This is a genomic window from Kitasatospora sp. cg17-2 (assembly GCF_054031055.1).
On the sequence record NZ_CM132923.1, the window covers coordinates 5,162,465 to 5,187,848 of the forward strand.

A 25,384-nucleotide genomic window follows, 5' to 3' on the forward strand; every position below is an offset into this window, starting at 1 on the left:
TCTGCAACAACCGCCCGGCCCGGGGGGTGCCACCGGCATCCGCCCGGGCCGGGTGTTTTCCGGCATCCGCCCGGGGTTTTTCCGGTGACGGCCCCGGGCTTTCCCGGTGACCGCCCCGGGTCTTCGCGGCCGGCGCCCGGTCCCGTCCCGGGCGCCGGGGGCAGGACCACCGCGCGGCGCTCCTGTCAGAAGGAAATACAGTAGGCGCCGGACCGGCCGTGAGCCGGTCGATCCGTTCCGGCCCCCGGAACGGCGTACACCACACCGACGGAGGTATCGGCCCGCCGGGCCGGGCCGCACAGAGCACAAGGGGAACAGCGCAGACCATGACCGAGGCGATCATGCTGGTCGGTGGTAAGGGCACGCGACTGCGTCCGCTGACCACCCACACCCCCAAGCCCATGCTGCCGGTGGCAGGCGTCCCGTTCATCGCGCACCAGCTGGCGCGCGCGGCGGCGGCCGGGGTCACCCGCGTGGTGCTCGCCACCTCCTACCTGGCCGAGGTCTTCGAGGACCACTTCCAGGACGGCACCCCCTACGGCATCGAGCTGGTCTACCTGACCGAGCGCGAGCCGCTCGGCACCGGCGGCGCCATCCGCAACGCGGCCACCGGGCTCACCTGCGGCCCCGACGAACCGGTCCTGGTCTTCAACGGCGACATCCTCTCCGGCGTCGACATCGCCGCCCTGCGCGACGGCCACGTGGCCGCCGGGGCCGACGTCACCCTGCACCTCACCCGGGTCGAGGACCCGCGCGCCTTCGGCCTCGTCCCGACCGACGAGCACGGCCGGGTGCTGGAGTTCCTGGAGAAGCCGGAGACGCCGGAGCAGATCGTCACCGACCAGATCAACGCCGGCTGCTACGTCTTCACCCGCTCCGTCATCGACCGCATCCCGACCGGCCGCGAGGTCTCCGTCGAGCGCGAGACCTTCCCCGAGCTGCTGGCCACCGGCGCGCTGCTGCGCGGCGTCGTCGACACCTCGTACTGGCTCGACCTCGGCACCCCGGCCGCCTTCGTCCGGGGCTCGGCCGACCTCGTGCTCGGCAAGGTCGACTCGCCCGCCGTCCCCGGCCCGACCGGCGACGCCCTGCTGCTGCCCGGCTCGACCGTCCGGCACGGCGCGGTGCTCAGCGGCGGCACCGTGGTCGCCGAGGGCGCGGTGGTCGAGGCCGGCGCGATCGTCGAGGGCAGCGTGATCCTGCCCGGTGCCGTCATCGGTGCCGACACCCTGGTCAAGGACTCGATCGTGGGCGCCTTCGCGACCGTCGGCGACCGCACCGCGCTGGACGGCGCGGTGATCGGTGACGGCGCGATCGTGGAGTCCGACAACGAGCTGCCGAACGGCATCCGGATCGCCTGCGGCACCCTGCTGCCGGTCGGCGCGGTCCGTACCTCGGCCGGCCCGGGCGGGTGCCCGGCCGGTACCAGCGCCGCGGCCTCGGTGCACGGGCCGAAGGTGGCCGTGGGGCAGTAGCGCGCCGCCGTGACCCCTGCGGCGGTGGGGCCGTGACCCCCGCGGCGGTGGGGCCGTGACTCCGTTGCGGTGGCCGTGACTTCGCGGCGGTGGCCGTGACTTCGCGGCGGTGGCCGTGGTCCCGCGGCAGTAACAGGCTCGCTGCAAACCGGACCCGGTCCGGTGCCCGGCCACCGGGGTGCCCGCCGGGCGGGTACCTTCGGAACGTGGCTGGCAATCGATACGACAGCGGTCAGGGCGCCGACCCCCGTGGCGGATGGTCGGCGCCCCCGCAGCAGCAGGCGGCGCCCGGGGGGTACGGGCAGACGGACGGACCGGAGTACTTCACCGGTCCGCAGCAGGGCCCCGGCGGCCCGTCCGCCCCGCAGGGCCCGACGGACCCGTACGGTCCCGGCCCCCGCTCCCCGTACGCCTCGCAGCAGGACCCGTACGGCGGGCAGCGGGGGCCGTACCCGGGGCAGCAGCCCTACCCGGGGCCGGGGCAGCCGGGGCAGCCCTACCCGGGGCAGCCGGGACAGCCGGGGCAGCCGGGGCAGCCGGGGCGGCCCTACGGCGGGCCTCAGCGGGACCCGTACGCGGCCGACCAGCCCGGTCACACCCGGGCCTTCCCGGTCGGCGCCGACCCGTACGCGGGCGAGCCGTCCTCCTACGCCCCGGAGCAGCCGCCGTACTCCGACGGCTACGGGCAGCAGGGTGAGGCCCAGGGGTACGGCGACGACAACGTCGCCGTCTACCGGGCCGGCGGCCAGTCCGCGCCGCAGGCCACCGGGCCCAGGCCGAGTTGGCGCGAACTGCTGACCGGGCTCTTCCGCACCCCCACCGCGATCTTCGACCGCACCCGCGACCACCAGGTCTGGCTGCCCGCCGTCACGGTCTCCCTGCTCTACGGCGCCCTCGCCGTGCTCGGCCTCGGCATGACCCGCGACGACGTGGTCAACTCGACCTTCACGGTGGCGCTCACCGCGCTGCTGGCGGCGGCGATCGGCTTCACCCTGGCCGGCGGCATGCTCGGCGCGGTCACCTACGCGCTGGCCCGGCAGTTCGGCGGCGACGGCCCGTGGCAGTCCACGGTCGGCCTGGCCGTGCTGATCGGCTGGGTCACGGACGCGCCCCGGCTGGTGCTGGCGCTGGTGCTGCCGGCCGACAACCTGCTGGTCCAGGTGGTCGGCTGGGCGACCTGGCTGCTCTGCGCGTTCCTGCTGACCAGCATGGTCCGCCGGGTGCACGACCTGCCCTGGGGCAAGGCGGCCGGTGCGGCGGCGCTGCAGCTGCTGGCGCTGCTGGTGCTGATCAAGCTGCCGACCCTCGGCTGACCCCGTCCCCCTCCCGGGCGCGCCCCCGGACCTCGGGGACAATGGAGCACGGGCCTCGCCTCGCGGGGCCCGTTGCCGTTGCCCGGGCCGTCCCGCTCGGGCCGCGCTGTTCGTCCTGTCCAGTACACCCTCACCCGCACGGAGCCAGGCATGACCCTCCCCACCACGCACGTCAGCTTCCCGGCCGGGGCGGTGACCGGCGAGTCGACGGTGCTCGCGGTGCACCCGCTGGACGGCGGCCGGTACGCCGTGGTCACCGGGGCGACGCCGTTCCACCCGCTCGACCACACCTGGCCCGACCAGCCCGCCGACCTCGGCACGCTCACCGTGGACGGCGTCGAGCTGGCCGTCGTCGACTGCCTCACCGGCGCGGTCGGCCCGGACGGCGGTCAGGTGCTCGTGGGGGCCGACATCCCGGTCCGGCGCGGCGACGAGGAGTGGTCCTGGCTGGTCCTGCACGTGCTCGCGGCCGACCCGGGCGACATCGTCGGCCGGACCGCCGCCCTCGCCGTCGACGCGGGCCGCCGCGGGGCGCTCAGCGCCTCCCACAGCGGCTGCCACCTGCTCGCCCTCGCCCTCAACGAGGCGCTCGCACCGCGCTGGCGCAAGGACCCGGGCCGCACCGACGCCTTCGGCCACCCGGACTTCGACAGCCTCGCCATGGCGAGCTCGGTGATGGACACCGAGGCCAGCACCGACACCTACCGGCTCGGCAAGTCGCTCCGCAAGAAGGGCTTCACCGCCGAGGCCACCGAGGAGTTCCCGGCCCTCGCCGACGCCCTCCCCGAGCTGACCGAGGCCGTCAACCGCCGGCTGGCCGGCTGGGTCGCCGCCGACGCCGCGGTGCGCATCGACGTCCCCGGCCCGGAGCTGACCGCCCGCCGCGAGTGGAACTGCGAGCTGCCCGAGGGCGCGGCGCGGATCTTCTGCGGCGGCACCCATCTGCACCACCTGGGCGAGCTGGCCGAGCTCCGCACCGAACTGCGGCTCTCCGAGGACGGCAGCGAGCTGGTCGCCGTCACCCGCCCGAAGCGGGCCTGACACGGCGGCGGGCGGCCACCCCGTCCAGGGTGGCCGCCCGCGCCGTTCGTCGTTACCGCTTCGTCGTTACCGCTTCGCCGTGGCCGTTTCGCCGCTACCGCTTCGCCGCTCAGACCTCGGAGCGGTGGAAGTTCAGGTAGGAACGGGACGGCGTCGGGCCGCGCTGCCCCTGGTAGCGCGAGCCGTACCGCTCCGAGCCGTACGGGTGCTCCGAGGGCGAGGAGAGCCGGAACAGGCAGAGCTGCCCGATCTTCATCCCCGGGTAGAGCTTGATCGGCAGGGTCGCGACGTTCGACAGCTCCAGCGTGACGTGCCCGCTGAAGCCGGGGTCGATGAAGCCCGCCGTGGAGTGCGTCAGCAGACCGAGCCGGCCCAGGCTGGACTTGCCCTCCAGCCGCGAGGCGACGTCGTCGGGCAGCGTGATGACCTCGAAGGTCGACGCCAGCACGAACTCGCCCGGGTGCAGGATGAACGCGTCGTCGCCCTCCGGCTCGACCAGCCGGGTCAGGTCCGGCTGCTCCTCGGAGGGGTCGATGTGCGGGTAGCGGTGGTTCTCGAAGACCCTGAAGAAGCGGTCCAGTCGTACGTCGATGCTCGACGGCTGGACCATCGCGGGGTCGAACGGGTCGATCACCACGCGGCCCTTGTCGATCTCGGCCCGGATGTCCTTGTCAGAGAGCAGCACGCTTCGAGGTTACGTGCACGACGCGGCCCCGGACGAATCGCCCGGGGCCGCAACCGTCACATCTCTCCCACGACCGCCCTTGTCAGGCGAGGAACTCCGCGGCCTCCAGCCGCAGCGCCCGGGCCAGTTGCGGCTCGGACAGCTCCCGTACGTCGGCCAGCACCGAACTCCTCAGCCGCCCGCACTGCGGGCACCGGATCAGCCGACCCGGTCCCAGCCGGCCGGCGCCGAGATTCTGCATCGGGAACGTGGTGGTGCTGAACAGGTGCCCCTCGGCACAACGAACGACGGCGCGCTGCTCCATCGATCCCCTTCCCATCCTTACCCCGGTACTCACCCGTACTCGTCGCCCCGAACGGCGGAGCCCCGGGACCAGCGTCACATTAGGGGAAGTTCCGGACATTCCACACCAAGGCTCGCCGCCCGCACCCACCGCCGGGGCAGTCTCACGCGGCCCACACAGTACGCCTCCACCCCGACCCCGCGCGGCTCCGCCACGACCTCCGGCCACCTGTGCAACGACCGTCACGGATGGGGTACAGTGAGGACAGATCGAGCGTCTCTGACGACTCGTCAGGCGGGCGTAGTTTAATGGTAGAACATGAGCTTCCCAAGCTTATAGCGCGAGTTCGATTCTCGTCGCCCGCTCCAGTAGTAAAGGCCCAGCTCAGGGACATGATCCCCGAGCGGGGCCTTTTGCGTTTCTGGGCTCCCGTGCCCCCTGTGTGCCTCTACGGCCGGTCGGGCGGTGTCGTGCCCCGACCGAGAGCATCGTTGATCGCGGCGCCCATGCCGGCCGCAATCTTTTTTGTCCCGCTCGCTGGTCGCGTGCTGGTGGATCAGCGCGGCCCGGACGGAGGTGTGCCCTATGCGAGCCAGTGTTGCCGAGGAATTAGGTTGCGTGGCGCACGTCAACCATGCGCATACGAATCTATTGCGCGCGGGCGTAGTTCAGGATCCAAGCAAGTCTGTGGGTGAGGGCTTCCAGTCCGCGGGCAACTGGTCAGTACAAGCTGCGTGGAGTTGTAAGGGCAGCGCGAGCGTGAAGGGTGGATCGGGCAGACCACCTCATCGAATTCAAGCCGGAGGCGGTCGAGGGCAGATACGCGTGGTTTCAGGAGAGTTGAGACAGTAGGGCGAGAGGTGACCGTTACGAGTTTCGCTGCTTGTTCAAGGGCGCGCAGCGCGCGGCCTGCTGCTCGCCGCCGCTCCTGTCTTCGCCCCGCTTCGGGGGCGTCCGGTCGTGCCCGTCGAGCGTGCGGCCGGGGGATGCCGAGGTTGGAGCCCCCGGGGCTGGGGGCGGTCGGCTCCACGGTTTACCCACCTCCCAGGCTCGGGGCCCGAGTCGAGCAAGAACGGGGGCCACTCGGCCGAATTGCGGTCAGGCCCAGAGAGTCCTGACCGAGTCGCAGCAGCTTACGGCCCTCCGATCATGCTCGACCCCAAACCAGGCAGGACACCGGCCAAAACCGCTCCACCACCCGAGCGGTAACGTGCGAGCGGCGACGTGCTGGTTCACAACGTGGGGGATGCATGAGGACGAGTGGTGGAGCTGACGGCCCTGTCCGGGTCTTGCGGCCCTTGCGTGTCGCGGGGATTGGCCTGCTGCTGGGTGTCGCAGCGTTCGGAGAGCGGCTACCAACATGGCGCGGTGACCGCTACTACATCTTCTGTCACGCTTCGTCCTCGGTTGACCGCATCACTCACGTGGCCCTGTTTCTCGTGCTGCTGGCCTGTACATCGGCGGTGGTGGGCGGCATCGCTCTTGCGCGGTTCAAGCCCCGAACAGCGGTCCCAGCTGTTTCCTGCCTTGTCGCTGTCGTTGCGCTTTTGATGGCTGCGGATGGCGTCGACGCCTATGGCGAACGCGAGGCCCAGAAAGTAGCGGCCCAAGGGCGAGCGGAGAGCACGTGCGACTACGTGGTGCCCATTTACTCGGTGACGCCGGGATGGTTCTGGTGGTGATCCGTGCCACCCGTCCACGCTGGCCGTTCTCGTGGACCCAAGCTTGAAGCGCGAGTTCGATTCTCGTCGTCCGCTCCATAGGTAAAGCCGCAGGTCAGCGACCTGCGGCTTTCGTGTTTCCCGGGCCGGTCCGGGCCCGGGGGGCTGTCGGCCGTGGTTCGGCGGCTCCGGGCGTCCACCGGGCGGACCCGGTATCCAGGTGCGCGGTGATCAGTGCGCCCAGGAAGTGGAGGGAACCCGGTGCCAGCTGCGGGAGCAGCGGCACCGCCTGGGCCCAAGCGCCGTCCGCGAGTGAGGCGTGGAGGAGCCCCCGGGCTGCCGCCCTGTCCGTGTCCCTGCCGCCGAGTGCATGGGTGAGAGCGAGGCAGAGCTCCAGGGTGCCGTTCTCGGGTTCCTCGACCGGGAGAGCTGCCGGTGTCCCCGCCAGGACCCGTGCTGCGGCGGCCAGTGCGGTGGCTCGTGCTGTCGGGGTTGCTGCCGCGTCGGCGGTGCGGCGGGCGGCCGCGGTGTCGCCGTCGAGGGCACTGAGGAGAGCGAGTTCGGGGTGGGGGGTGCGTTCCGGACGGAGGGAGCGCAGCCATGCGTCCGGCCCGTCCGGGGCACGGGCCTGCGGGGGTGTGCAGCCGAGGCGGTGCAGCAGGGAGAGGACCACCGCGGAGTCGGTGTCCCAGGACTGACAGGGCCGGTTCGTGAACTCCGCGGCGAGTGCGATGGCCCGGGCGAGCTCCGGGCCGGGACGCCCCGGGTCGGGGAGGGTGAGCAGGAGCGCTGCCAGGGAGGGGAGTTGGCCGATCGGGCTGCCGGCCTCGATGCGCCGTTGCGCCAGCCGCACCGCGGGTGCGACGAGCTCGGCGGCGCGCTCCGGGGCGTTCTGGGCGAGTCCGGCGGCGACCAGGAGCAGGGCGCGTCGCGTCCGCCCGGCGCGGACGGAGGAGGGGGTCGTGGTGTCGGCCGGGTCCTCCGTACGGGCCAACGACACTGCCGCGTCGGCAGCCCCCGCATGGGCGAGGGCCTGGGCGACTGCTGCCCGGACGGCGAAGTGCGGGGTGCGCGGCATCAGCCGGGCCGCCTCGCGGGCGTACGCGGCCGCCTCCGCTGTGCGGCCACCGAAGGAGCAGCCCAGGGACAGTGCGGCGTACTGCCGGGCGCAGGGCCGGACGAGGCGCTCGGCCTGCGCGAGCTCTCCGGCGGTGCCCAGGGCGCGGATCAGGTCCTCCGTCGAGCCGCTGCACAGGACGACCGGGGCCGTGGGGAGCGATTCGTCGAGGGCTGCCGCCACCTGCTCGCGTCCGAGTTCGAGGTTGCCGCTCTGCAGCAGTTGCTCCGCGTACTGGAGGCGGGTGACCGGGCGGGGGAGCGCCTCGGCGTCCTCGGCCGGCGGCTTCGGGGCGGGCACCTGCTCCGGGGGAGGAGAGCGACGGGTGGTCCGGGCGCCGCTGCGGGCGGCTCCGGTCGCACGCCGCTGAGCCGCCAGGGCGTCGCGTCGGGCGTCCTGCTCCCTCCGCCGGTCCAGGCGCTGTTCCTGCTGTGCCGCGAGGCGGGCCGTGTCCTCGGCCGCGACCCGCGCGGCGACCGCCGCGAGGAAGGTTTCCGCCCGTTCGAAGAGGTCGTCGTCGAGTACGCCGGTGCGGACTCCCCGGGCGAGTGCGGTCACGAGCAGTACGGCATCGCGATGGGGTGTTCGGCCGAGGCCGATCGCGGTCTCGGCGCGGGCCATGCGTTCCACCGTGGCGGAGAACTCGCGGCCCCGGTGGGCCTGGTCGGCGGGGGTGGGATCCAGCCGGACCAGTGCGGTGAACAGTCGGTCCCGCGCGGCCCTGAGGACGGCCTCGGCCGGGATGCGGCGGCCGGTGGTGGTGGCCAGGGCGTGGGATCCGAGCGCGAGCACGTCCACGACGGCGAGTCCGTCGACGAGGGTCAGGTTCTTGCAGAGGGCTTCGATACGGTCCAGGTTCGGGATGCTGCGGGACACGGAGAGGCGGGCGATGGTCGCCCAGATGTCCACGGCGACCGCCTGGGCCCGGGGGGTGATCAGGCCGAGGTCCTCGGCGTGTTCCTCCAGGGCCTCGACGAAACGCCGGTCGCCGCCCTCGGCGAGGAGCTCCGAACCCCGGACCAGTGTGTCCAGGTCGGCGGCACCGCTGAGCAGCACGGCCCGGTACAGCGCCCTGGCCTCGGTCCTCCGGCCGGACGACGCCAACGCGTCCGCCGCCCCGGCCACGTCCGCGCAGGCATCCTGGAAGACGCCTCCGGCACGCGGCGTGAAGCGGCCCGCGCGCACCGTCCAGTCGGCCGCTTCCAGGGCGATCGCGGTGGCGTCCGGGTGCCGGGCCCCTGCTGCCTCGACCGCCACCTGGGCCAACCGGGCGGCCCGCCGTACGAGCTGCGGCTCCGAGCGGGCCACGCTGCGGGCACGGGGCACGTCCCCCAGCCGGGCGAGGAGGACGGGTGCCCTCGGCGGGACCTCCCCCACGCGGCGCTGCATGAGGTCCAGCGATGCGGCCAGTCGGACAGCAGTGTCGATGCCGGGTGGTCCGGGAGGGGCGGCTCCGGCGGGACCGCCGCTGAAGGAGCGCAGCTGATCGAGTGCGAGCCGAGGCCCGAGCGTACCGGCGACCCGTAGCTGTCGTGACGGGTCGAGCAGGACGTGTCCTCGTTCGCCGAGGTCGGCCGACGGTCCCGGCCACTCTGTCAGCAGGTACGGTGGAGCGCCCTCGGGCCAGCCGGCCGCGTGCCAACGGTTCGCCCAGGCCCGGAGTCCATGGGTGAGGCGGTCGGTGAGCGGCCGGTCCCAGCCCGCGCGGATCGCGTACGCCATGTTCTGGTGGCTCAGCAGGTAGGTGCCGGCGGAAGCGTCGTTCGAGATGATGCAACGATGCCTCCTGCCGCCCAACAGGCCGGTCAGCTCTTCGACGGAGGCGCCGGCCAGGTCCGCCAGGTCGGACGCCCGCAGGCCGCCCCCGTCGTCGGTCAGGGCGAGCAGATCGGTGACGGCCCGGCCCAGGCCGGTGGCGCGCAGCCGTTCCAGGTCGGCGAAACCCGTCTGTTCGACCTCATAGGCCCGGTCGCCGATCAGGAGCGGGCGAAGACACTCACGCAGGCGCAGCGGATGCCCGTCCGGGACGTCGGCGGGGAGCGGTCCGCTCAGCCGGCTGGAGACGACGATGCGGACGTTCGCCGGGGGATCGGCCGGGAGCAGGGCGGCGATGCTCCCGGTTGCGGCCGGTGGTGCTCCGACGGCGGGCCAGGCGAGGTCCTCGTCCAATCCGTCGACCAGGAGCACGAGTTGCCGCCTGTTCTGTCGGCTCCTCGCGGTTGCCTTGGCCAGAAGGTGGGCGAACCTCGCTTCCTCGGACCGCTTCCTGCGGGGCGCATCCACCTCGAACTGCTCGCCGAGGGCCTTGAGGAACCCGCTGCGGGAGTTCGTCCCGAGCGCATCGGACAGGACGCAGCTCAGGACATCGGCGTTGTCACGCGGCGGCGACCAGGCGGTGAGCAACGCTGTTTTGCCGACCGGAAGTTCGTTGTGCCACCACAGGTACGAGGGGGCGTGCGGCGACCGGTCCGCGACGAACGCGTCCATCGCTGCGCGTTCGCCGGTTCTGTTGCGCTGGTTCGGGGCGGTCGGTGATTCGCTCCGGGCCTTGGAGGTCTCCCCTTGAGCTGCTTCGAGAACGGCCTCCCATTCCTCGCGGGAGTGGAGGGCCGGGCCGTACAGGCTTTTGGGGCCGTCCAGTCGGTCGACCAGGCTCCAGAAGGCCGCCGTGGCGTCCGGAGCGGCCTCGCCCTGGTGCCAGTGCCGGAGTGTCGACTCCGGCAGCGCATCGTTCGGAACGAGTCGGGCAGCGGCCCGCAGGCCGACACCGCGCGTGGCGAGCAGGTTCCGCAGCATGAGGCCAAGACGTCGGCGTGCTTCCCCGGGAGCTGATTCCCTGACCAATTCCGCTCCCGCGTCGGTGAATAAAGGGCCGCTGAGCTGCGGATACCTGGCCAGGAGGTGGAGGCGCACCAGCACTCCGCCGGAAGCTGGGCCCATCGACCACGGGCCGCACACGGCCCCCGACCGAAGGACCTCGCCATGACCGTGCTTTCCGTGCTGACCCAGGACGCAACCGCCGCCGCCGTGCTGGCCGCTGGAGCCGGTCTGCTGTACGGGATCGTACTCGCGATCGTCGCCCTGGCATCGGTCCTGGCCCGCACCTCGGCCCGCCGCCGCGACGCCCGCTCCACCCTGACCATCCTCACCCGGCGCCGTCGGCCCCGTTGAGGCAGCGCTCGTAGCGCAAGAACATGCACTGACTGCTGTCTATTTCCCAGAACTCGACAGCAGTCAGCAGCAGGCTGACGATGCAACACGCTGGGCGATCAGCCTGCGCGTTGGAGGTGGCGGCTTCTGGGAGACTTGCAGGCGTGCGGAACGTGGGACCGCGGTCTCGGCAATGTCTGCCCCGGGCATCGGGGTCGGCATCGTCGAGACGAAAGGACATGGGATGTCTGCGGGATCACGCAATTGGAGCTGGTGGAGCGAGCTGTTGCTCATCTGGTTCGCGTCGGTTGCATCCGCACTGACAGTCCAGTTGCTGAACCACCTTCGGTAGAAGGTGGGCCGCTCTCGAAGCACCGAGAGCTTCGAGAACGGCTTCCAGCCTGGCTGTTGGGTCCCGCCCCGCTCGAACGGGGTGGGACCCGACTCGGAGCGCAGTGGCATCCGGTATCAGTCGGGCTGGACGGCCGATTGAATCGGCAGTGTCTCAGTCTACGGCTCGCCTTCTTCACCTTGTGGGTCGGGTGCAGACGTGGTGGCATCCTGACCGCGTTGCGGAAGAGGAACTCCCGCATCCAGCGGGAATGGCCCGTCGACGGCAGCAGCAGCTTGCTGGGTAGGGTTTCCCCGCGTGTGCGGGGCCGGTCCGGTGCTCGGTTGCCCCGATTCGGGCAGCCGAGTAATCCGGTCGTTCCAGCTACACGGTCCGATCCCGGGTGCTAGCGTCTGATTCAACGCGGGATTGCCGATTCCCGTTCCAAGAAGCCAAATCATATGAAGTGATGGGCAGATCCTTGCCGCGAACGCATCCTTCGGCCCCGGTTGAGCCGCGCCTCACTTGGGACCCCAGGCGAGAGCCGTGTATTCCCGCTGTTGCGTCCGGCGGCGAGACGGTCAAGCTTTCGTTGTGCGAACTCCTTGACGAAGCAGACAGTTTGACGACAATTGACTGTCGCACTCCCGGTGAGACCGTGGCCGTCATCGAGTTTCTCATGGCCGTCTGCTTCGCCTCCCGTATCTGCCCCGCCACCCCGGAGCAGTGGCGGGAATGGCTGTATATCGAAGGCAGTCTCCGGGCAGCGGCCGTATGGCTGGCCGGCGAGCCGAACGAGCATTGGGACCTGTTCCACCCCGAGACGCCCCTCAGCCAGAACTCTCTCCTTGCCGGCTCGTTCGAGGAGAGCGGCACCGGTACGGCGCAGTTGGTCATCGAGCGGGCCGGGGACTACAACCAGTTCTTCGACCACCACCACCTGGAGGACGGCGAGCCGCTCGCCGCGGCCGATGCCTTTCGGGCCGTCCTCACCCAGCATGTGTACGGGACGTACGGGCGGGCGAGGATCACCGGGAAGATACTCGGACCCACCGTCACCAATCTGGCCACCGGTCGGTTGCAGGGGCGGATCCGCGTCGTTCCGCTCGGGCGTACGTTCGGCGAGACCATGCGGCTCAACCTCTATCCGCTGGAAGGGGACCCAGGCGGGCTCAACACCTCGTGGACCAGTGGTTCCGTCACTCGACGGGACTTCGACGCGAAGGCCTGTCCCCGGGTGCCGGAGGGCCCCGCCGATCTGCACAGCGCACTTGGCCGCTCCGTCCTGCTGCGGCCGACCCGCGATGCGGACGGCGCGATCGTGGTCGACCGGGTGCTGGTCGGCGCCGGTGAGGTACTGGACCTCGCCCCGGAGCCGCACCTCCAGGACGCCGTGTTCAGCCGTACCACCGCAGGAGAGGTCAAGCCGCTGTGGCCGTCGCCCACCCGTGCCCTCTGGCAGGAGGCGCACGCGCTCTACAGCGCGGTGAAGGAGGGGCAGCCGGGACTCTACGAGCGGCTGCGCTCCCTGTTGCCCGACAAGGAACGCCACGCCGAGCCCTACCAGTTGTGGGCGGTCGGCCTCATCTCCAACAAGACCCTGCCGGTCTCCTGGACGGACGGCTACTTCCCGTACGCCCCAGCCATGGAGGCGCACCTCTATCGGGCCTCCCTGCGGGGCTCGCGTATCGCCGAGTACCTGGCGTGGAGCCTCAAGCGGGCAGCCCTGCGCGCCTCGGAGCGGCTCCACCCGGCGATGGGGCCGGCTGACGAGGTCCGGCAGATGTCCCGGTTCGACGCACGGTGGATGTTCTGGCCGGAAGCGGCGAAGCCCTTCGAGCACTTGCTGGACACGGTGATCGACGAGGCCTTCGACAACCCCGACGATCCGGTGGCGACTCCTCTCGAGGAGTACGCACGGACCCTCACCGACCTGGCCCGCACCTACCTGCTCTACCGCCTGGACACCCTCCCTCCCAACCAGCGCGGCTTCCAGGCCAGGGCCGAGGCCCTGCAACTCTTCGAGACCGACATCGGCCACCCCAAGGCCCCGGCCGAACTCCGGGGGGAGACCGCCCATGACTGAGGTCAATCCCCGCGACGGCCGCCCCGTCGAGGAAGCCTTCCCGCACGACAGCGCCGCCCTCGTCGCCTGGCTCACCACCCTGGTGCGCAACCGCGAGTACGGCACGCTCGCCGACCTGCGTCGTGCCAGGGGCAGGACGAACGCGCACATCCGGGCCGGCTGGTACGGCGGCGAGGCCCACCGCGACCTGTTCGAGCAGATGGCCTTCCTTTTCGCGCTCTACCACCAGGGCCGTTCGACGCCCGCCTACGGCTTCGGCAGCCTCGGGACGGCTGCGGCGCGCATCGGTGACGGGGTCGGCCGGGGCCCGGCCAATCCGGGTGCGCAGCGGCTGGTGGACCGGGTGGTGGTGAGCCGACGGGTGCCTTGGCGGCATTTGCAGCACGCTGTCGTCCGGCTTCGGTCCTGCGACCAACTGCCGCCGTCCTGGGCCGAGCTCACCGAGGACCTGATCCTCTGGAACGACCGCAGGGCCCGTATCCCGTACCGGTGGTCGGTGGACTTCCACGCTCCGTTCCACCGGGGCCGGACGCCCGGGAGTACGCGACAGGACTGACCGGCCCAGCCCGGCCCGGGCCCAGCCAGACACGACACGTGCACCACTCCGACCGATCAGAAGGACGCGACCGCGTGACCGCAGACGCCCGAAGCCCGTTCCTCTCGCTCCACCTCCTGGAGACGCTCGTCGCCGTGCTCCCGGTCAGGGACGAGAACGGTCAGCCCAAGTCCCTGGTGTACGGCGGGTTCGAACGGCACATGATCACCAGTCAGGCCCGGCGGCGCGCCGAACGGGTCTACGCCCGCAACCGCGCCAACGCGGGGATCGGCGCCCTCGGCGGGCGGAGCATGGGGACCCGGACACGGGAGTGGGCACTGCTCACGGCGGCCGAACTGGCGTCCGGGCACGGATGGGACAAGGAAGAGGCGCTGATCACCGCGCGCGCCGTGATCGAGGCGAGCGGACTGAAGTTCGGCGACCCGGCGAAGAAGACGGTGGCGAACCTGACCAAGGTGCTGATCTTCGCGCCCGCCGACGCCGGGACCAGGATCGCCCGGTACATCGCCGCCAACGCCGACGAACTCCGGCTGTGGCGCGACAGCTATCTCGCCGCTCAGAAGAAGCCCGCCAAGAAGCCGCGCCGCAGCGCGGCGACGAGCGGGGAGGAGCCCGAGGGGCAGGAGGCCGAAGCCGGCGCGGCGTCCGGCACCGCCGGCCTTCCCGCTCTGCCGAAGAGCGCGCGCGACGCTGTCCTGCTCGCCATCGCACCCCGGGACGCCGTGGACATCGCCCTCTACGGGCGCTTCCTCGCCGAGATCGCCGACTCGCCCAATGTCGACGGCGCCGTGCAGACCGGTCACGCGTTCACCGTGCAGGCCGCCGAGCAGATCGAGGACTTCTACGCAGCGGCGGACGACGCCAAGCTCGACCGGCGGCGCAACGCGCTGAGCTTCCTCGACACGGCGGACGACGCGGGCGCGGGCATGACCGGGTACCAGTCGCTGATCTCCGGGACCTTCTACCGGCACGCCGTCCTGGACCGCCGGCAGCTGCGCGCCAATCTCCGCCGGGCCGGCATGGAGGCCGCGGAGGCGGAGGAGGCGGCGACCGCGGCGGAGGAGGAGTTCGTCCACGCGTTCGTGGAGGCGTTCCCCGAGGCGAAGAAGAACTCCACCGCTTCCACCGGATCGCTGCCGGCCCTGGTGCTGGCGTTCGAGGGCGAGCGCCCGTACAACTACGCCGCCGCGTTCCAGAACCCCGTGGACGAGAACCCCGAGAGCGACGGCGGCGAGGGTCCGGCCGGGCAGGCGGCGGTCCGGCGGCTGATCCGGCACCATCTGTTCGTCAGCAAGCGGCGCGAGGACCTGCGGTCCGCCCGCGTCCTCACGTATGCCCCGGAGATCGCCGACCTGCTGGATGCCGCCGAGCTGACGGGGGTCGTGGACGTGGTGGACTCCGTGAAGGGCCTCACGCCGTGATCGACGCAGCTGCCCCGGTGGCGGAGGCGGGGGAGGCACCGCAGCACGTGCTGCTGATCCGGTTGGCCGGGCCGCTGCAGTCCTGGGGCATCAAGGGCCGGTTCGCCCAGCGCGACACCCACACCCGGCCCACCAAGTCGGCAGTGATCGGGCTCTGCGCGGCAGCTCTCGGCCTCGACCGGGAGGACCCGCTCGACGAACTCGGGTCCGTCCTCTTCGGAGTGCGCGCCGATCGTCCCGGAACACCGGTGCGGGACTACCACACCGTCGGCGGCGGGACCTATCCCGTCCGGCCCCGCGACCTGGTGACCGACCACCGCAGGGCGGCGGTGGTGGAGGCGCTCGGGGAAGCGGTCGGAGACACCGGCGACGGTGCGACCGCATCCTTCGGCAGCCACGCGCTGGCCTCCTGGTACGGCGCGCCGAAGAAGATCGCGGCGGACCCTCGCTCCGGTGTGCTGGTCGCGGGGGAGGTGAGCCGGCACGCCATGATCACCGAGCGCTGGTACCTGTCCGACGCGGCTTTCCTCGTGGGCCTCCAGCACGCCGACCGCGCCCTGCTCGAACGGATCGCGCACGCGCTGGAACACCCGAAGCACCTGCTCTGGCTGGGCCGCAAGTCGTGTCCGCCCTCGGGCGACCTCTTCGTCGGCCTCACCCCCGGCACCCTGCCGGAGGTCTTCGCGGGCAGGGCCCTGCTCCCGTCCGCCGACGACGGCGAACGGGTCCCGTCGCCGGAGAACGGCGGGACCCGGTGGGCCTGGATCGAGAGCCCGCAACCGCTGCCGGGCGTCGGGCCGGTCCGCGACCAGCCCGGGCGGTTCCTCGCCGACGGCCCCGTCCACCGGCAGCGCTGGGAGTCCCGGCACCGCATCACGATCGCTCCGAACGCCACCGAATGGGACATCATCCCGTGAACAACCCCCGCAGCACCGAGCCCGTCCCCGCCGGGAGGGCTGCCCGGTTCGTCACCACGCACACGCTGATCACGCTGGACGCCAGGCACCCCTTCACCGCGAAGTCCCTGATCGACGCCCAGGACATGCACCGGACCGTGATGAGCGGATTCCGGGGCTGGGTGGAGGACGGCAGCCGGGACGCCCGGGCCCAGATGAAGGTGCTGTCCAGCTGGACCGTGGACCTGCGCAGTGCCCGGCTCTCCCTGGTCGTGCAGTCCGCCGTCCCCGGAGACTGGAGCGGCCTGCCCCGTGCGGCCCTGGTCGAGCCGCCGCACAGCCTGGTGGTGGACCGCACCTTCCGCACCGGTGACCGGCTCGACTTCCGTACCGTCGTCAACCCGGTCAGCAGCCGACCGGCCGGGCCACCGACATCCGGTGGCGGCAGTACCGGAGGCAGGGGTGTACGGGTGTCGCACACCCGCCCGGACCATGTGAAGGCATGGTTCGCCCGCCGTCTCCAGCCGGCCGGGGAACCACCGGTGGCCCCGGACGGCGTGGTCCGGTTCGGCGCGGACGCGGACACCGAGAGGCTGGCTCTCCGTATCCTGCCGAAGGTCTCCAGCCAGGGGCCCCACAAGGGCCTGCTCATCACCCGGGCCGAGGTTCGCGGCACCCTGACCGTCACCGACCCGCAGGCACTCACGGCCGCGCTCACCCAGGGCGTCGGCCATGCCCGCGCGTACAGCTGCGGGTTGATCCTGGTCCGGTGACGCCCTGCCCGGTGGCGCGGTCGAGCGCGCTCGACGCCCACCGGGCGCGGGCCGGGACGGTGGTGGGGGTTCGGATCCTCCCCCGGTGGTGGGGTGGTCGGAGGTCCTTCGGCGGGGTGGTGGGGCAGGCTACCGTGGGGCCGGATGCAACAGGTCGGGGCATTGGAGAACCTCTGCCTCACGGAGGACCGGGGGTGGGGGCGGTGGATCCGCTGTCGTTGTCGATGGTGACGGCTTTCCTGGGTGCGGCCGGGGCGGGGATGGCCAACGAGGCGGGGAAGCGGGCCTGGGAGACGGTGGGCGGGCTGGTGGCCCGGGTGGTGGGGCGGGAGGTGCCGGCGCCGGTGGGGGAGGCCGAGCGGGAGGCGGTGGCGGGGCTGCTCGTGGCGGAGGCGTCGCGCAGTCCCGAGCAGGCGAGGGCGCTCGCCGCGGTGATGAGTGGCAGGGGTGCCGGCGGGGCGGCGGCGCACGGGGTGCCGCGGCTGTTGCCGGCCTCGGCGCGGTTCTTCACCGACCGGAAGGGGCCGTTGGCGCTGCTGGACCGGGAGGCGGACCGCAGGCCCGACGGTCTGCCGAAGGTGGCCGTGCTGCACGGTCCGGCGGGGATCGGTACCAGTGCGCTCGCCTTCCACTGGGGCGGCCGCGAGGCCGGCCGGTTCCCGGACGGGACCTTGTACGCGGACCTCCGGGGCGGTTCGGCGAGTACCGCTCCGACGGCCGCGACGGTCCTGCGGCACTTCCTGCTGCGCCTGGGCGTGCCGGCGGAGTACGTTCCGCCCGCGGTGGAGGACCGGGTCGACCTCTTCCGTTCCCTGTTGTCCGGCCGGCGGCTGCTGGTCGTGCTCGACCACGCGCAGTCGGCGGCCCAGGTCGATCCGCTGATCACCGCGGCGCCCGGCGTGTTCACCCTGGTCGTCGCCCGTCGTCCGCTCACCGGGCTGGACGCGGTCGCCGTCTCCGTCGGGCCGCTGTCCGACAAGGACGCCAAGCGGCTGCTGGCGGAGCTGGCGGGGCGGTCCGCGATGGCGACGGCCCGCGCCGCGCTTCCCTCGGTGCTGGAGCGGTGTGCCGGATCCCCGTTCGCGCTGCGGGCCGTGGCCCCGTACCTGGCGACGGGGTCGTTGGGCGCCGACGAGCGGGCGGACTCCCCGAGTTCGCTGCCTCCGGTGCGGGCGGTCGCCGAGGAGGCCTACCGGCGGCTCGGGGCGGAGGCGGCGCGGATCTACCGGCTCGGGTCGCTGCGGCCCTGGCCCTCGCTGAGCGCGGCCGCGGTGGCGGCGACGGCCGAGGTCCCGGAGGAGGACGCGGGGCGGGCGCTGGCCGAACTGGCGGAGCTCCAGCTGCTGGAGAGCACCGGGGACGGTCGCTACCGGTACCGGCCGGCGGTGCGTGCGCACGCGGAGGAGGCCGCGGCCCGCGAGGACGGCCTGGCGGGTTGCGCGGCGGCCGTGGCCCGCGCCGCGGACTGGTACCTGCGCTTCGCCGTCCGTGCCGACTACGCGGCGTTGAAGGAACGTTGGCACCTCGGCCCGCTGTACGCCGAGCTGGGTCCGGGGCCGTACGAGGACGAGGGCGCAGCGGTCGCCGCGCTGGTCGCCGAGGCGGGCAATCTGGTGGAATCCGTGCTCGCCGCCGAGGAGTTCGGCCGCTTCGACACCGTGTGCCAGACCGTCGAGGCGCTCTGGGCCGCGCAGTTGAAGGCCGGCTGCCACGATGTTCTGCTGCCCGCGCTGAGGGCCGGGGCCCGTACGGCCGGCCGGCACTGCCCCGGGACTCGGACGGCCGGCCGGATGCGCATCCAACTCGCCTTCGCCCTCATGGAGTTGCGGCAGGACGAGGAGGCGGAGCGCGAGCTGCTGTCGGCCGCGTCGGACGAGGCCCTGGCCGGGCACGCGCGCGGCCGGGCGACGGCGGTCGAGTCGCTGGGGCTGCTGCGGCTGCGGCAGTGGCGGTTCCGGCAGGCCCTGGAATGCTTCGAGGAGGCGGACGGGCTGCTGGGTCGGATCGGCCCGGCCGACGACGGCGCCGCCGATGTGCCCCGGGCCCGTGCGCTGCTGCACCGGCACCGGGGGCGGGCGCTGAGGGGGCTCGGCCGGTTCGACGAGGCGGATCAACGGCTGGCCACGGCAAGGGAGTTCTTCCGCGAGAGCGGCGAGCGCTACAACACCGCCCGGGTGCTGACGGATCTCGCCGAGCTGCACCTCGACGCGGCCGACCGCAGCGGGGCGCTGCCACTGGTCGACGAGGCCGTGGCGCTGCTGAGCAAGGAGAACGCCACCGTCCACCTCACCTACCTGGCCGGGCTGCGCGCCCAGTGCCTTCCCGGTCGATCGTGATGCGGACCCGCGCGAGGTGGGTGCCGGTTGCGACGGTCAGGGTGGTGGGCGCCGGTGCCACGGCCGCGGGGCCGGAGTGCAGTCGTGCGAGCAGCGCCGAGGCGTGCACGGCCGGGTCGCCCGCGCTGTCGGAGGTCAGCCGGCACCGCAGTCCGCCGCGGTGCAGCACCTCGCACTCGCGGGGGCCGGTGATGTAGGCGGCGAGCGAGGCGGACCGGTACCGGTCGAGCACCTCGGCCGCCCACTCCCCGGGCGAGCCGAACCGGGGGTCGTCGGCCTCGCCGTACCGGAGGACGATGTCGGCCGACTCCAGCACGCCGGGATCGAGGGTGTCCTCGTGCACGGCGAGGTGACTCCCGGCCTCACCCTCGGCCCCGGCGCCCTCGGCCCCGGCGTCGTCGGGTTCGTGCCGGGGTTCGGCGTAGCGCCGGACGGCGACGGTCCCGTCCGCGGCGGTACGGGTGTGGACGAGCAGGGGCGCGGTGCGGAGCGGCGGCTCGTACGGCGGCAGCGGCAGCGGGTCGAGCACGGCCGGGGCGGCCGGCTCGGTGATGCCGATCAGCCGGTAGAAGAGGCCGCGGAGCAGGGCCGCGGACTCCCCCGGGGCCGAACTGGTCAGCTCCGTCGGCCCGTTGGCGGGGCGGTGCTCGGACAGCAGCCGGTCCAGCTGGGGCGGCAGCGCCCGGTACGGATCGAGCCGGGGCGCGGACCGCACGAACGCCGCGACGGGTGACTCCGTCCCCAGGGCCTCCGGGTCGGCGGCCCCCAGCAGGACGGGGGTTCCGCAGGCGGCGGCGTAGTAGCTGACCGAACCGAAGTCGCCCAGGACCACGTCCGCGGCGATCAGTGCCTGGCGCCAGCCTTCGAGCGGGTCGACGAGGGCGAGCCCGGCCCGACGGGCCCGGTCCAGCCAGAGACGGATCTGGCCGGGGCCGTGGCCGTGCCAGATGTTCGGGTGGAGGACGGCCGCCACCCGGTACTCGTCGGCGGGGAGTTCGGAGGTCAACCGGGGCAGCAGGAGCGGGAGGACGTCCTCGGGGCCGGAGTCACCGAAGAGCGAGGTCGGGTTCCAGGTGGAGTTCAGCAGGACGAGGCGCTGCCCGGGATGTACCCCCAGCGCCCGCCGGTACCGGTCCCGGTGCTGCCGGGCGGCGAGGATGCGGTCGAAGCAGGGATCGCCGGCCAGTACGGCGGTCGGCAGGGCCTCGGGACAGGACCTGGCGAGCCGGTCGATCTGCTCGGGGTGGGAGAAGACCATGGCGTCCGCGATCGGGGCGCCCGCGGAGGTGAGGATCCACTCCGGCCCGAGACCGAACACGGTGTCCGGTGTCCGGTGTCCGGTGTCCGGTGTCCGGTGCGGTGAGCGTCTTATTGTATCCGACACCGTGCGAGAGGACCGTCAACGTGCCTTTGAGCTGGTCGAGTTGCCCGCCGAAGCTGGCCGATATCGCCAGGTCCGCGGGGGTCGAGAGGGCCTGCTCCCAGGGCAGGACCGGGACGCCCACCGAAGCCAGCAGCTCCGCCACGCCCGACTGGAACGGCGACGAACCGGTGCAGGTCGCCAGTACCTGGATCCGCAGGTCGTCGCGGAACAGTGGAAGCACATCGATCAGCCGCGTCGCCGCCGTCACGTTGTGGACGACCAGCAGGACCCGCCGGCACCGTCCGCGAGTGGCCCACCGGGCCGCGTCGGGCCCCACCGGTACGCGAACCCAGTGCTTCAGGTCCTCGCCCACGCTGTCTCCCAGCCCTTCCGGTCCGAGTCCCCTGCCGCCGTCGTGTCCGATCTTGGAGTCGGAACTTCCAACGTATCGCGTCGAGGGGTGAACCCCCGGCCGTCCGGTCGCCGCAGCCGCCCGAGCCGCCCGGGCCGCCCGAGCCGTCAGGGGCGGGGGTAGAGGCGGAGGAAGGCCTGGACTCCGGTGGTGACGGTGGTGTGCAGGGCGGCGTCGGAGATGGGGACGGCGCCGTAGAAGGACTGGTCGGCCGCGCCGCTGAAGGTGAGCAGGGTGAAGTGGGTGGCGGCGAGGTCGGGGTCGCCGAGGGTGAGCAGGTCCTGGGAGGCGAGGCGGACGAGGTGGTCGGCCAGGTCGCGCTGGGACGCGAGCGGGCCGGCGGCGAGCCAGGCGGCGAGGACGTCGGGCGGGATGTTGCCGGCCTCCGCGCGGATGGTGCGGCCGAGGGCGTAGTGCTCGCCGGCGGCGAGGACGGCCTTGGCGCGGTCGACGGCGAAGGCCGTGAGATCGGCCTCCAGGTCGACGATCTTGTGCAGATGGCGGTCGGCCAGGCCGGCGATGATCTCGGTGAGTTCGCCGGCGGTCTCCAGGGCGACGGAGAGGAAGAGCTTCTCCTTGTCGCCGAAGTGGTTGTAGATGGTGCGCTTGGACACGCCGGCCTCGGAGGCGATGGCGTCGACGCTGGCCCGGGTGTAGCCCTCGCGGCCGAACACCGTGCTCGCCGCGCGGGCGATGGCCCGGCGCTTCTCGGGCATGCGGCGTGAGCCGGTGGTCGGTGCCGGGTTCGCTGTGCTCATCGGGCGGGTTCCCCTCCTCGGCGTGTTGCACTACCCGGTGCAGTTTACCTGGAGGGGTGTGAAGTGCGGACGGTGGTGAAGGCCGAAAAAGGGATGCCATGACGGAGAGCGGCGGACAGAGTGGCGGACGGAGCGACGGGCGGGGCGGCGAAAAGGGCTCCGGAAGAGGTCCGCAGGAGGTCCGGAATGGGCTCGGAAAGCAGGGAGGCGCGGAGCGAGTCCCCCGGACCCGCTCCGCGCCGCGTCGACGCGCGGCTGTTCGCCGCTCCCCCCGACCACCCCGGACTCCACCGTCCCCCCTGGCAGCACTCTCCGGCGAGAGCGTTCCGCACAGGCCCGGCAGGCCCCCTTTGCTGTGGGGCGTCGTTGATCGTTACGGTAACAAACCGCATGGTTGGTTTGTCAATACCTCTCATCCATGAAACATCCACAATCGGGGATGGCCGTCCGGTTGGCAAGAGGTGCCAAGGGACGGCCGGGGACAGCCGGAAGCGGCTGATGGGATCGGTCGTTCGGGTGCCGGGGGATCCGGGGCGGAGGTTGCGGCCCGGCGGTTCGGAATACCGATATTCCGAACGGATTGTCGGTATTCGCTGGCGTCAGCGCAGCAGGCGGCGCTCCTTGGCGACCGCCACCGCGCCCGAGCGGGTGTCGACGCCCAGCTTGTCGTAGATCCGGCCCAGGTGCGTCTTCACCGTCGCCTCGCTGATGAACAGCGCCCGGGCGATCTCCCGGTTGCCGAGCCCCTGGGCGAGCTGGGCGAGGATCTCCGTCTCGCGCTCGGTGAGCTGCGGCGCCGGGGCCCGCATCTGCGCCATCACCCGGGAGGCGACCGGCGGCGAAAGGACCGTGCGGCCCTGGGCGGCCGAGTGCACCGCGGCGAACAGTTCCTCCGGCCGTTCGGCCTTCAGCAGATAGCCGGTGGCGCCCGCGCCGATCGCCCGGGTGATGTCGGCATCGGTGTCGTACGTGGTCAGCACCAGGACGTGCGGTGCCTCGGGGGCGGCGGTGATCCGCCGGGTGGCCTCCACCCCGTCGATGCCGTCGCCGAGCTGGAGGTCCATCAGCACCACCTGCGGGGCCAGTCGGGCCGCGAGCTCGACCGCCTCCTCGCCGGTGCTCGCCTCGCCGACCACCTCGATGTCGCCGGCGCTGGCCAGCAGGGCGAGCAGACCGGCCCGGACCACCGCGTGGTCGTCGCAGACCAGCAGCCGGACCGGGGACGGGGCGGGGGTGGGGTTCATCGGACGGCTCCTGGGCCCTGGCGACGGTCGGTGGCATCGGGGGCATCGGGGGCATCGGGGGCATCGGGGGAATCGGGAGCGAGGGGAACGGCGGGGGTGAGCGGAACGGCGGGGGTGAGCGGAACGGCGGGGGTGAGCGGGACCGCGGCCGAGACGACGGTGCCCTCGCCGGGGGCGCTCTCCACGGTCAGGGTCCCACCGAGCTGGCGCAGCCGGGCCCGCATGGCGGGCAGGCCGTGGCCCCGGCTCCCGGCGGGGGCGGTGTCGTCGGGGGAGAAGCCGCGGCCGTCGTCGGCGATGTCCAGGACGGCCTGGTCGCCGAGGAAGGAGAGGGTGAGGGCCGCGGCCGAGGCCCCGGCGTGCTCGCGGACGTTGGCGAGCGCGCCCTGGGCGATCCGCAGCAGCGCGGACTGCGCGGCCGCCGGGAGCGGCACCGGCGCGCCGTCCAGGTGGAAGCGGACCGGCAGCCCGCTCTCGGCGGACTCCCGTTCGGCGAGCGAGCGCAGCGCCCGGTCGAGAGTGCGGCCGTCGGCGAGTTCGGCGGGCGCGAGGTCGTGGACGAAGCGGCGGGCTTCGGCGAGGTTCCGGGCGGCCACCTCGGCGGCGGTCCGGACGTGGCCCCGGGCGGTCGCCGGGTCGCCGTCCCAGGTGCGGTCGGCGGCCTGGAGCAGCATCTGCTGGCTGGAGAGGCCCTGGGCGAGGGTGTCGTGGATCTCCATGGCGAGCCGTTCCCGCTCGGCCAGCGTTCCCTCCCGCCGTTCGGTGGCGGCGAGTTCGCGCCGGGTGCGGACCAGGTCGGCGATCAGCGCCCGCTGCCGTTCGGCCTGCCGCTCCATGTAGAGGAAGACACCGGTGGCCAGTGCGGCGACGGCGGGCGGCAGCAGCAGGAGGTTGGCGTCGGTCGCGCCGGGCAGCCGGACCTCGCCGACCACCACCAGCAGGGTGAGCGCCGCCACCAGGGGGATGGCCGCGCGCGTGGGCAGGGTGCGCAGGGCCGTGTAGACCAGCGGCACGGCGCACCAGGAGAAGCTCGGCGCGAGCAGCACCAGGACCACCCAGAGCACGGTCACCACGGCCAGCGGCCAGGCGGGTCGACGCTGCCCGGGGGCGGGCGGGCGGCGGTGGGCGAGCCAGGAGCCGAGCGGCTGGACGACGGCCAGCGCGATGCTCAGGCCGAGCACCCAGGGGATCCGCGGACTGCCCGGGTGGTGGGTGAGGAAGCGGCTCAGCGAGGTGGCGAGCAGCAGCAGGAACGCGGAGTCGAGCAGGACGGCCAGCCGGCCGGCGTCGGGGTCGAGCGGGGGGCCGGGGTGGTGCACGGGGCCGCTCCTCGCTCGTTCGTTTCCGGTGGCCGGTGGCCGGTGGCCGGTGGCCGGTGGCCGGTGGCCGGTGGTCCGCACGGTCCGTCGCGGTGCCGGCCGAGGCCCCGGCCGGGGCGATCCCTCGATGGTGACCCGTCCGGTCCGGGGACGCATCAGCCGATCGGCTGACGGGTCCGTCGTCCATCATGCCCGCGGGAGCTGTCCGGACCGCCGATGCGGTGGCGGGGGCCGTCGCCGGAGGATCGATTCCGTTCCCAGCGACACCATCCGACGAGGAGCCGGACCATGAAGAAGATCTCCGTTCGCACCAAGGTGCTGACCGGTACCGTCGCCGCCGCCGCGCTGGCCGCCGCCACCCTCGGCGCCGTCTCGGCCAGTGCCGACGCCACCGACACCCCGTCCGTCGCCGCCGCCGCGGTCAAGGCCGACACCCAGAACAAGAACCTCGCCCAGACCACCGGTCTGACCATCGACGCCGCCACCAAGGCCGCCCAGGCCACCCTGGACGCGGCGGCCAAGGCCGGTCAGAAGGTCTCGGTGGCGGTCGTCGACCGTGACGGTGTCACCCGGGTGCTGCTCAAGGGCGACGGCGCCGGCCCGCAGTCGCCGGAGTCGGCCGTGCGGAAGGCCTTCACCGCCGTCTCCTGGAACGCGCCCACCTCCGAGCTGGCCAAGCGGCTCGCGCAGGCGCCGAACCTGAAGGACATCCCGGGCACCCTGTTCCTGGCCGGCGGTGCGCCGGTGCAGTCGAAGGGTGCGCCGGTCGCGGGTATCGGTGTCGCGGGCGCCCCCAGCGGCGACCTGGACGAGCAGTTCGCGCAGGCGGGCGTCGAGGCGCTCGGCAAGTGACACCCGGCGGGTGAAGGACGCGGGGCCGGAGCACGCGCCGGAGCGGACCCCCGACCGCTCCGGCGCGCACCGGCCCGCTTCACCCGCAGCGCGCCCGCGTCCGCACCCGCGGCGCGCCCGCACCCGCAGCGCGCCCGCGCCCGCACCAGCGGCGGGCCCGTCCGGGTGGCGGTCGGGGCTTCGGCAGCCCCGGAACGGCCCCCCGGCCGGTGCCCCACGGGCTCCCCGTACGGGTGAAGGTCACCCGGGTCGTCGCAGAACACGGGCACTTTGGCCGAAAAGCCGCTGCCGCTGTCGGTGCCGCGTGGCAGG

At 72.9% G+C, this 25,384-nt stretch carries 18 protein-coding genes, 1 tRNA gene and 1 pseudogene; 13 read left to right on the forward strand and 7 right to left on the reverse strand.

Annotated elements, in window-relative coordinates; translation table 11 throughout:
• Nucleotides 1-326: 326 nt before the first annotated feature.
• From manB to ACW14Y_RS21880, 3 genes and pseudogenes are all read left to right on the forward strand, one after another.
• Nucleotides 327-1,400, forward strand: a pseudogene (gene manB / locus ACW14Y_RS21870) (mannose-1-phosphate guanylyltransferase); the annotation flags it as partial.
• Nucleotides 1,401-1,681: 281 nt separating this feature from the next.
• On the forward strand, nucleotides 1,682-2,788 hold the full coding sequence (locus ACW14Y_RS21875) for a YIP1 family protein (RefSeq protein WP_456983038.1): 1,107 nt from the start codon (nucleotides 1,682-1,684) through the stop codon (nucleotides 2,786-2,788).
• 150 nt (nucleotides 2,789-2,938) lie between these two features.
• The gene (locus ACW14Y_RS21880; protein ID WP_380302215.1) at nucleotides 2,939-3,829 is read left to right on the forward strand and encodes an alanyl-tRNA editing protein; all 891 of its coding nucleotides are present in this window, start codon (nucleotides 2,939-2,941) and stop codon (nucleotides 3,827-3,829) included.
• Between the two features lie 109 nt (nucleotides 3,830-3,938).
• On the opposite strand, the gene dcd is transcribed toward ACW14Y_RS21880, so the two are convergent.
• Together dcd and ACW14Y_RS21890 are read right to left on the reverse strand one after the other, a co-directional pair.
• Complete coding sequence (gene dcd / locus ACW14Y_RS21885) at nucleotides 3,939-4,514, reverse strand: dCTP deaminase (RefSeq protein ID WP_030392516.1); 576 nt, start codon at nucleotides 4,512-4,514, stop codon at nucleotides 3,939-3,941.
• A gap of 82 nt (nucleotides 4,515-4,596) precedes the next feature.
• The gene (locus ACW14Y_RS21890) at nucleotides 4,597-4,818 is read right to left on the reverse strand and encodes a hypothetical protein (RefSeq protein WP_030392517.1); all 222 of its coding nucleotides are present in this window, start codon (nucleotides 4,816-4,818) and stop codon (nucleotides 4,597-4,599) included.
• Nucleotides 4,819-5,091: 273 nt separating this feature from the next.
• Here ACW14Y_RS21890 and ACW14Y_RS21895 point away from each other — a divergent pair.
• Nucleotides 5,092-5,165, forward strand: a tRNA-Gly gene (locus ACW14Y_RS21895).
• A 930-nt stretch (nucleotides 5,166-6,095) separates the two neighbouring features.
• Complete coding sequence (locus ACW14Y_RS21900; RefSeq protein WP_456983041.1) at nucleotides 6,096-6,479, forward strand: hypothetical protein; 384 nt, start codon at nucleotides 6,096-6,098, stop codon at nucleotides 6,477-6,479.
• 94 nt (nucleotides 6,480-6,573) lie between these two features.
• On the opposite strand, the gene ACW14Y_RS21905 is transcribed toward ACW14Y_RS21900, so the two are convergent.
• Nucleotides 6,574-10,371 (reverse strand): hypothetical protein, encoded by a 3,798-nt coding sequence (locus ACW14Y_RS21905; protein WP_456983043.1) that lies wholly within the window; start codon nucleotides 10,369-10,371, stop codon nucleotides 6,574-6,576.
• 186 nt (nucleotides 10,372-10,557) lie between these two features.
• Between ACW14Y_RS21905 and ACW14Y_RS21910 the strand changes: the two genes are divergently transcribed.
• The 7 genes from ACW14Y_RS21910 (at nucleotide 10,558) to ACW14Y_RS21940 (ending at nucleotide 19,124) form a co-directional block, all read left to right on the forward strand.
• The gene (locus ACW14Y_RS21910) at nucleotides 10,558-10,746 is read left to right on the forward strand and encodes a hypothetical protein (protein ID WP_456983045.1); all 189 of its coding nucleotides are present in this window, start codon (nucleotides 10,558-10,560) and stop codon (nucleotides 10,744-10,746) included.
• A gap of 779 nt (nucleotides 10,747-11,525) precedes the next feature.
• Nucleotides 11,526-13,142: a type I-E CRISPR-associated protein Cse1/CasA gene (locus ACW14Y_RS21915; RefSeq protein WP_456983047.1), complete on the forward strand. Its 1,617-nt coding sequence runs from the start codon at nucleotides 11,526-11,528 to the stop codon at nucleotides 13,140-13,142.
• The gene (gene casB, locus ACW14Y_RS21920; RefSeq protein WP_456983049.1) at nucleotides 13,135-13,698 is read left to right on the forward strand and encodes a type I-E CRISPR-associated protein Cse2/CasB; all 564 of its coding nucleotides are present in this window, start codon (nucleotides 13,135-13,137) and stop codon (nucleotides 13,696-13,698) included. Before ACW14Y_RS21915 ends, casB begins: the two co-directional genes overlap by 8 nt.
• A 74-nt stretch (nucleotides 13,699-13,772) precedes the next feature.
• Nucleotides 13,773-15,119, forward strand: coding sequence for a type I-E CRISPR-associated protein Cas7/Cse4/CasC (locus ACW14Y_RS21925; protein WP_456983051.1), 1,347 nt, complete (start codon nucleotides 13,773-13,775; stop codon nucleotides 15,117-15,119).
• Nucleotides 15,116-16,036 carry a type I-E CRISPR-associated protein Cas5/CasD gene (cas5e, locus tag ACW14Y_RS21930; protein ID WP_456983053.1) on the forward strand — a complete coding sequence of 307 codons (921 nt, stop codon included), beginning with the start codon at nucleotides 15,116-15,118 and terminating at the stop codon, nucleotides 16,034-16,036. Before ACW14Y_RS21925 ends, cas5e begins: the two co-directional genes overlap by 4 nt.
• Complete coding sequence (locus tag ACW14Y_RS21935) at nucleotides 16,033-16,788, forward strand: type I-E CRISPR-associated protein Cas6/Cse3/CasE (RefSeq protein ID WP_456983055.1); 756 nt, start codon at nucleotides 16,033-16,035, stop codon at nucleotides 16,786-16,788. Before cas5e ends, ACW14Y_RS21935 begins: the two co-directional genes overlap by 4 nt.
• A 194-nt stretch (nucleotides 16,789-16,982) precedes the next feature.
• On the forward strand, nucleotides 16,983-19,124 hold the full coding sequence (locus tag ACW14Y_RS21940; protein ID WP_456983057.1) for a tetratricopeptide repeat protein: 2,142 nt from the start codon (nucleotides 16,983-16,985) through the stop codon (nucleotides 19,122-19,124).
• On the opposite strand, the gene ACW14Y_RS21945 is transcribed toward ACW14Y_RS21940, so the two are convergent.
• The 4 genes from ACW14Y_RS21945 to ACW14Y_RS21960 form a co-directional block, all read right to left on the reverse strand.
• Nucleotides 19,075-20,442, reverse strand: coding sequence for a hypothetical protein (locus tag ACW14Y_RS21945; RefSeq protein ID WP_456983059.1), 1,368 nt, complete (start codon nucleotides 20,440-20,442; stop codon nucleotides 19,075-19,077). The genes ACW14Y_RS21940 and ACW14Y_RS21945 overlap by 50 nt on opposite strands.
• 564 nt (nucleotides 20,443-21,006) lie before the next feature.
• Complete coding sequence (locus ACW14Y_RS21950) at nucleotides 21,007-21,657, reverse strand: TetR/AcrR family transcriptional regulator (RefSeq protein WP_380302225.1); 651 nt, start codon at nucleotides 21,655-21,657, stop codon at nucleotides 21,007-21,009.
• 599 nt (nucleotides 21,658-22,256) lie between these two features.
• Nucleotides 22,257-22,901 (reverse strand): response regulator, encoded by a 645-nt coding sequence (locus ACW14Y_RS21955; RefSeq protein ID WP_456983061.1) that lies wholly within the window; start codon nucleotides 22,899-22,901, stop codon nucleotides 22,257-22,259.
• Nucleotides 22,898-24,220, reverse strand: a complete 1,323-nt coding sequence (locus tag ACW14Y_RS21960) for a sensor histidine kinase (RefSeq protein WP_456983063.1) — start codon at nucleotides 24,218-24,220, stop codon at nucleotides 22,898-22,900. The genes ACW14Y_RS21955 and ACW14Y_RS21960 overlap by 4 nt, the downstream gene beginning before the upstream one ends.
• 288 nt (nucleotides 24,221-24,508) lie before the next feature.
• Here ACW14Y_RS21960 and ACW14Y_RS21965 point away from each other — a divergent pair, with 288 nt between their 5' ends.
• On the forward strand, nucleotides 24,509-25,072 hold the full coding sequence (locus tag ACW14Y_RS21965; protein WP_380302231.1) for a GlcG/HbpS family heme-binding protein: 564 nt from the start codon (nucleotides 24,509-24,511) through the stop codon (nucleotides 25,070-25,072).
• Nucleotides 25,073-25,384: the final 312 nt, after the last annotated feature.

Bases quoted from the DNA above. Each gene is read 5' to 3' on its own strand.
- ACW14Y_RS21950 (WP_380302225.1), bottom strand. From the start codon at position 21,657: ATGAGCACAGCGAACCCGGCACCGACCACCGGCTCACGCCGCATGCCC.
- ACW14Y_RS21890 (WP_030392517.1), bottom strand. From the start codon at position 4,818: ATGGAGCAGCGCGCCGTCGTTCGTTGTGCCGAGGGGCACCTGTTCAGC.
- ACW14Y_RS21955 (WP_456983061.1), bottom strand. From the start codon at position 22,901: ATGAACCCCACCCCCGCCCCGTCCCCGGTCCGGCTGCTGGTCTGCGAC.
- ACW14Y_RS21880 (WP_380302215.1), top strand. From the start codon at position 2,939: ATGACCCTCCCCACCACGCACGTCAGCTTCCCGGCCGGGGCGGTGACC.
- ACW14Y_RS21905 (WP_456983043.1), bottom strand. From the start codon at position 10,371: ATGCTGCGGAACCTGCTCGCCACGCGCGGTGTCGGCCTGCGGGCCGCT.
- casB (WP_456983049.1), top strand. From the start codon at position 13,135: ATGACTGAGGTCAATCCCCGCGACGGCCGCCCCGTCGAGGAAGCCTTC.
- ACW14Y_RS21910 (WP_456983045.1), top strand. From the start codon at position 10,558: ATGACCGTGCTTTCCGTGCTGACCCAGGACGCAACCGCCGCCGCCGTG.
- ACW14Y_RS21915 (WP_456983047.1), top strand. From the start codon at position 11,526: ATGGGCAGATCCTTGCCGCGAACGCATCCTTCGGCCCCGGTTGAGCCG.
- ACW14Y_RS21965 (WP_380302231.1), top strand. From the start codon at position 24,509: ATGAAGAAGATCTCCGTTCGCACCAAGGTGCTGACCGGTACCGTCGCC.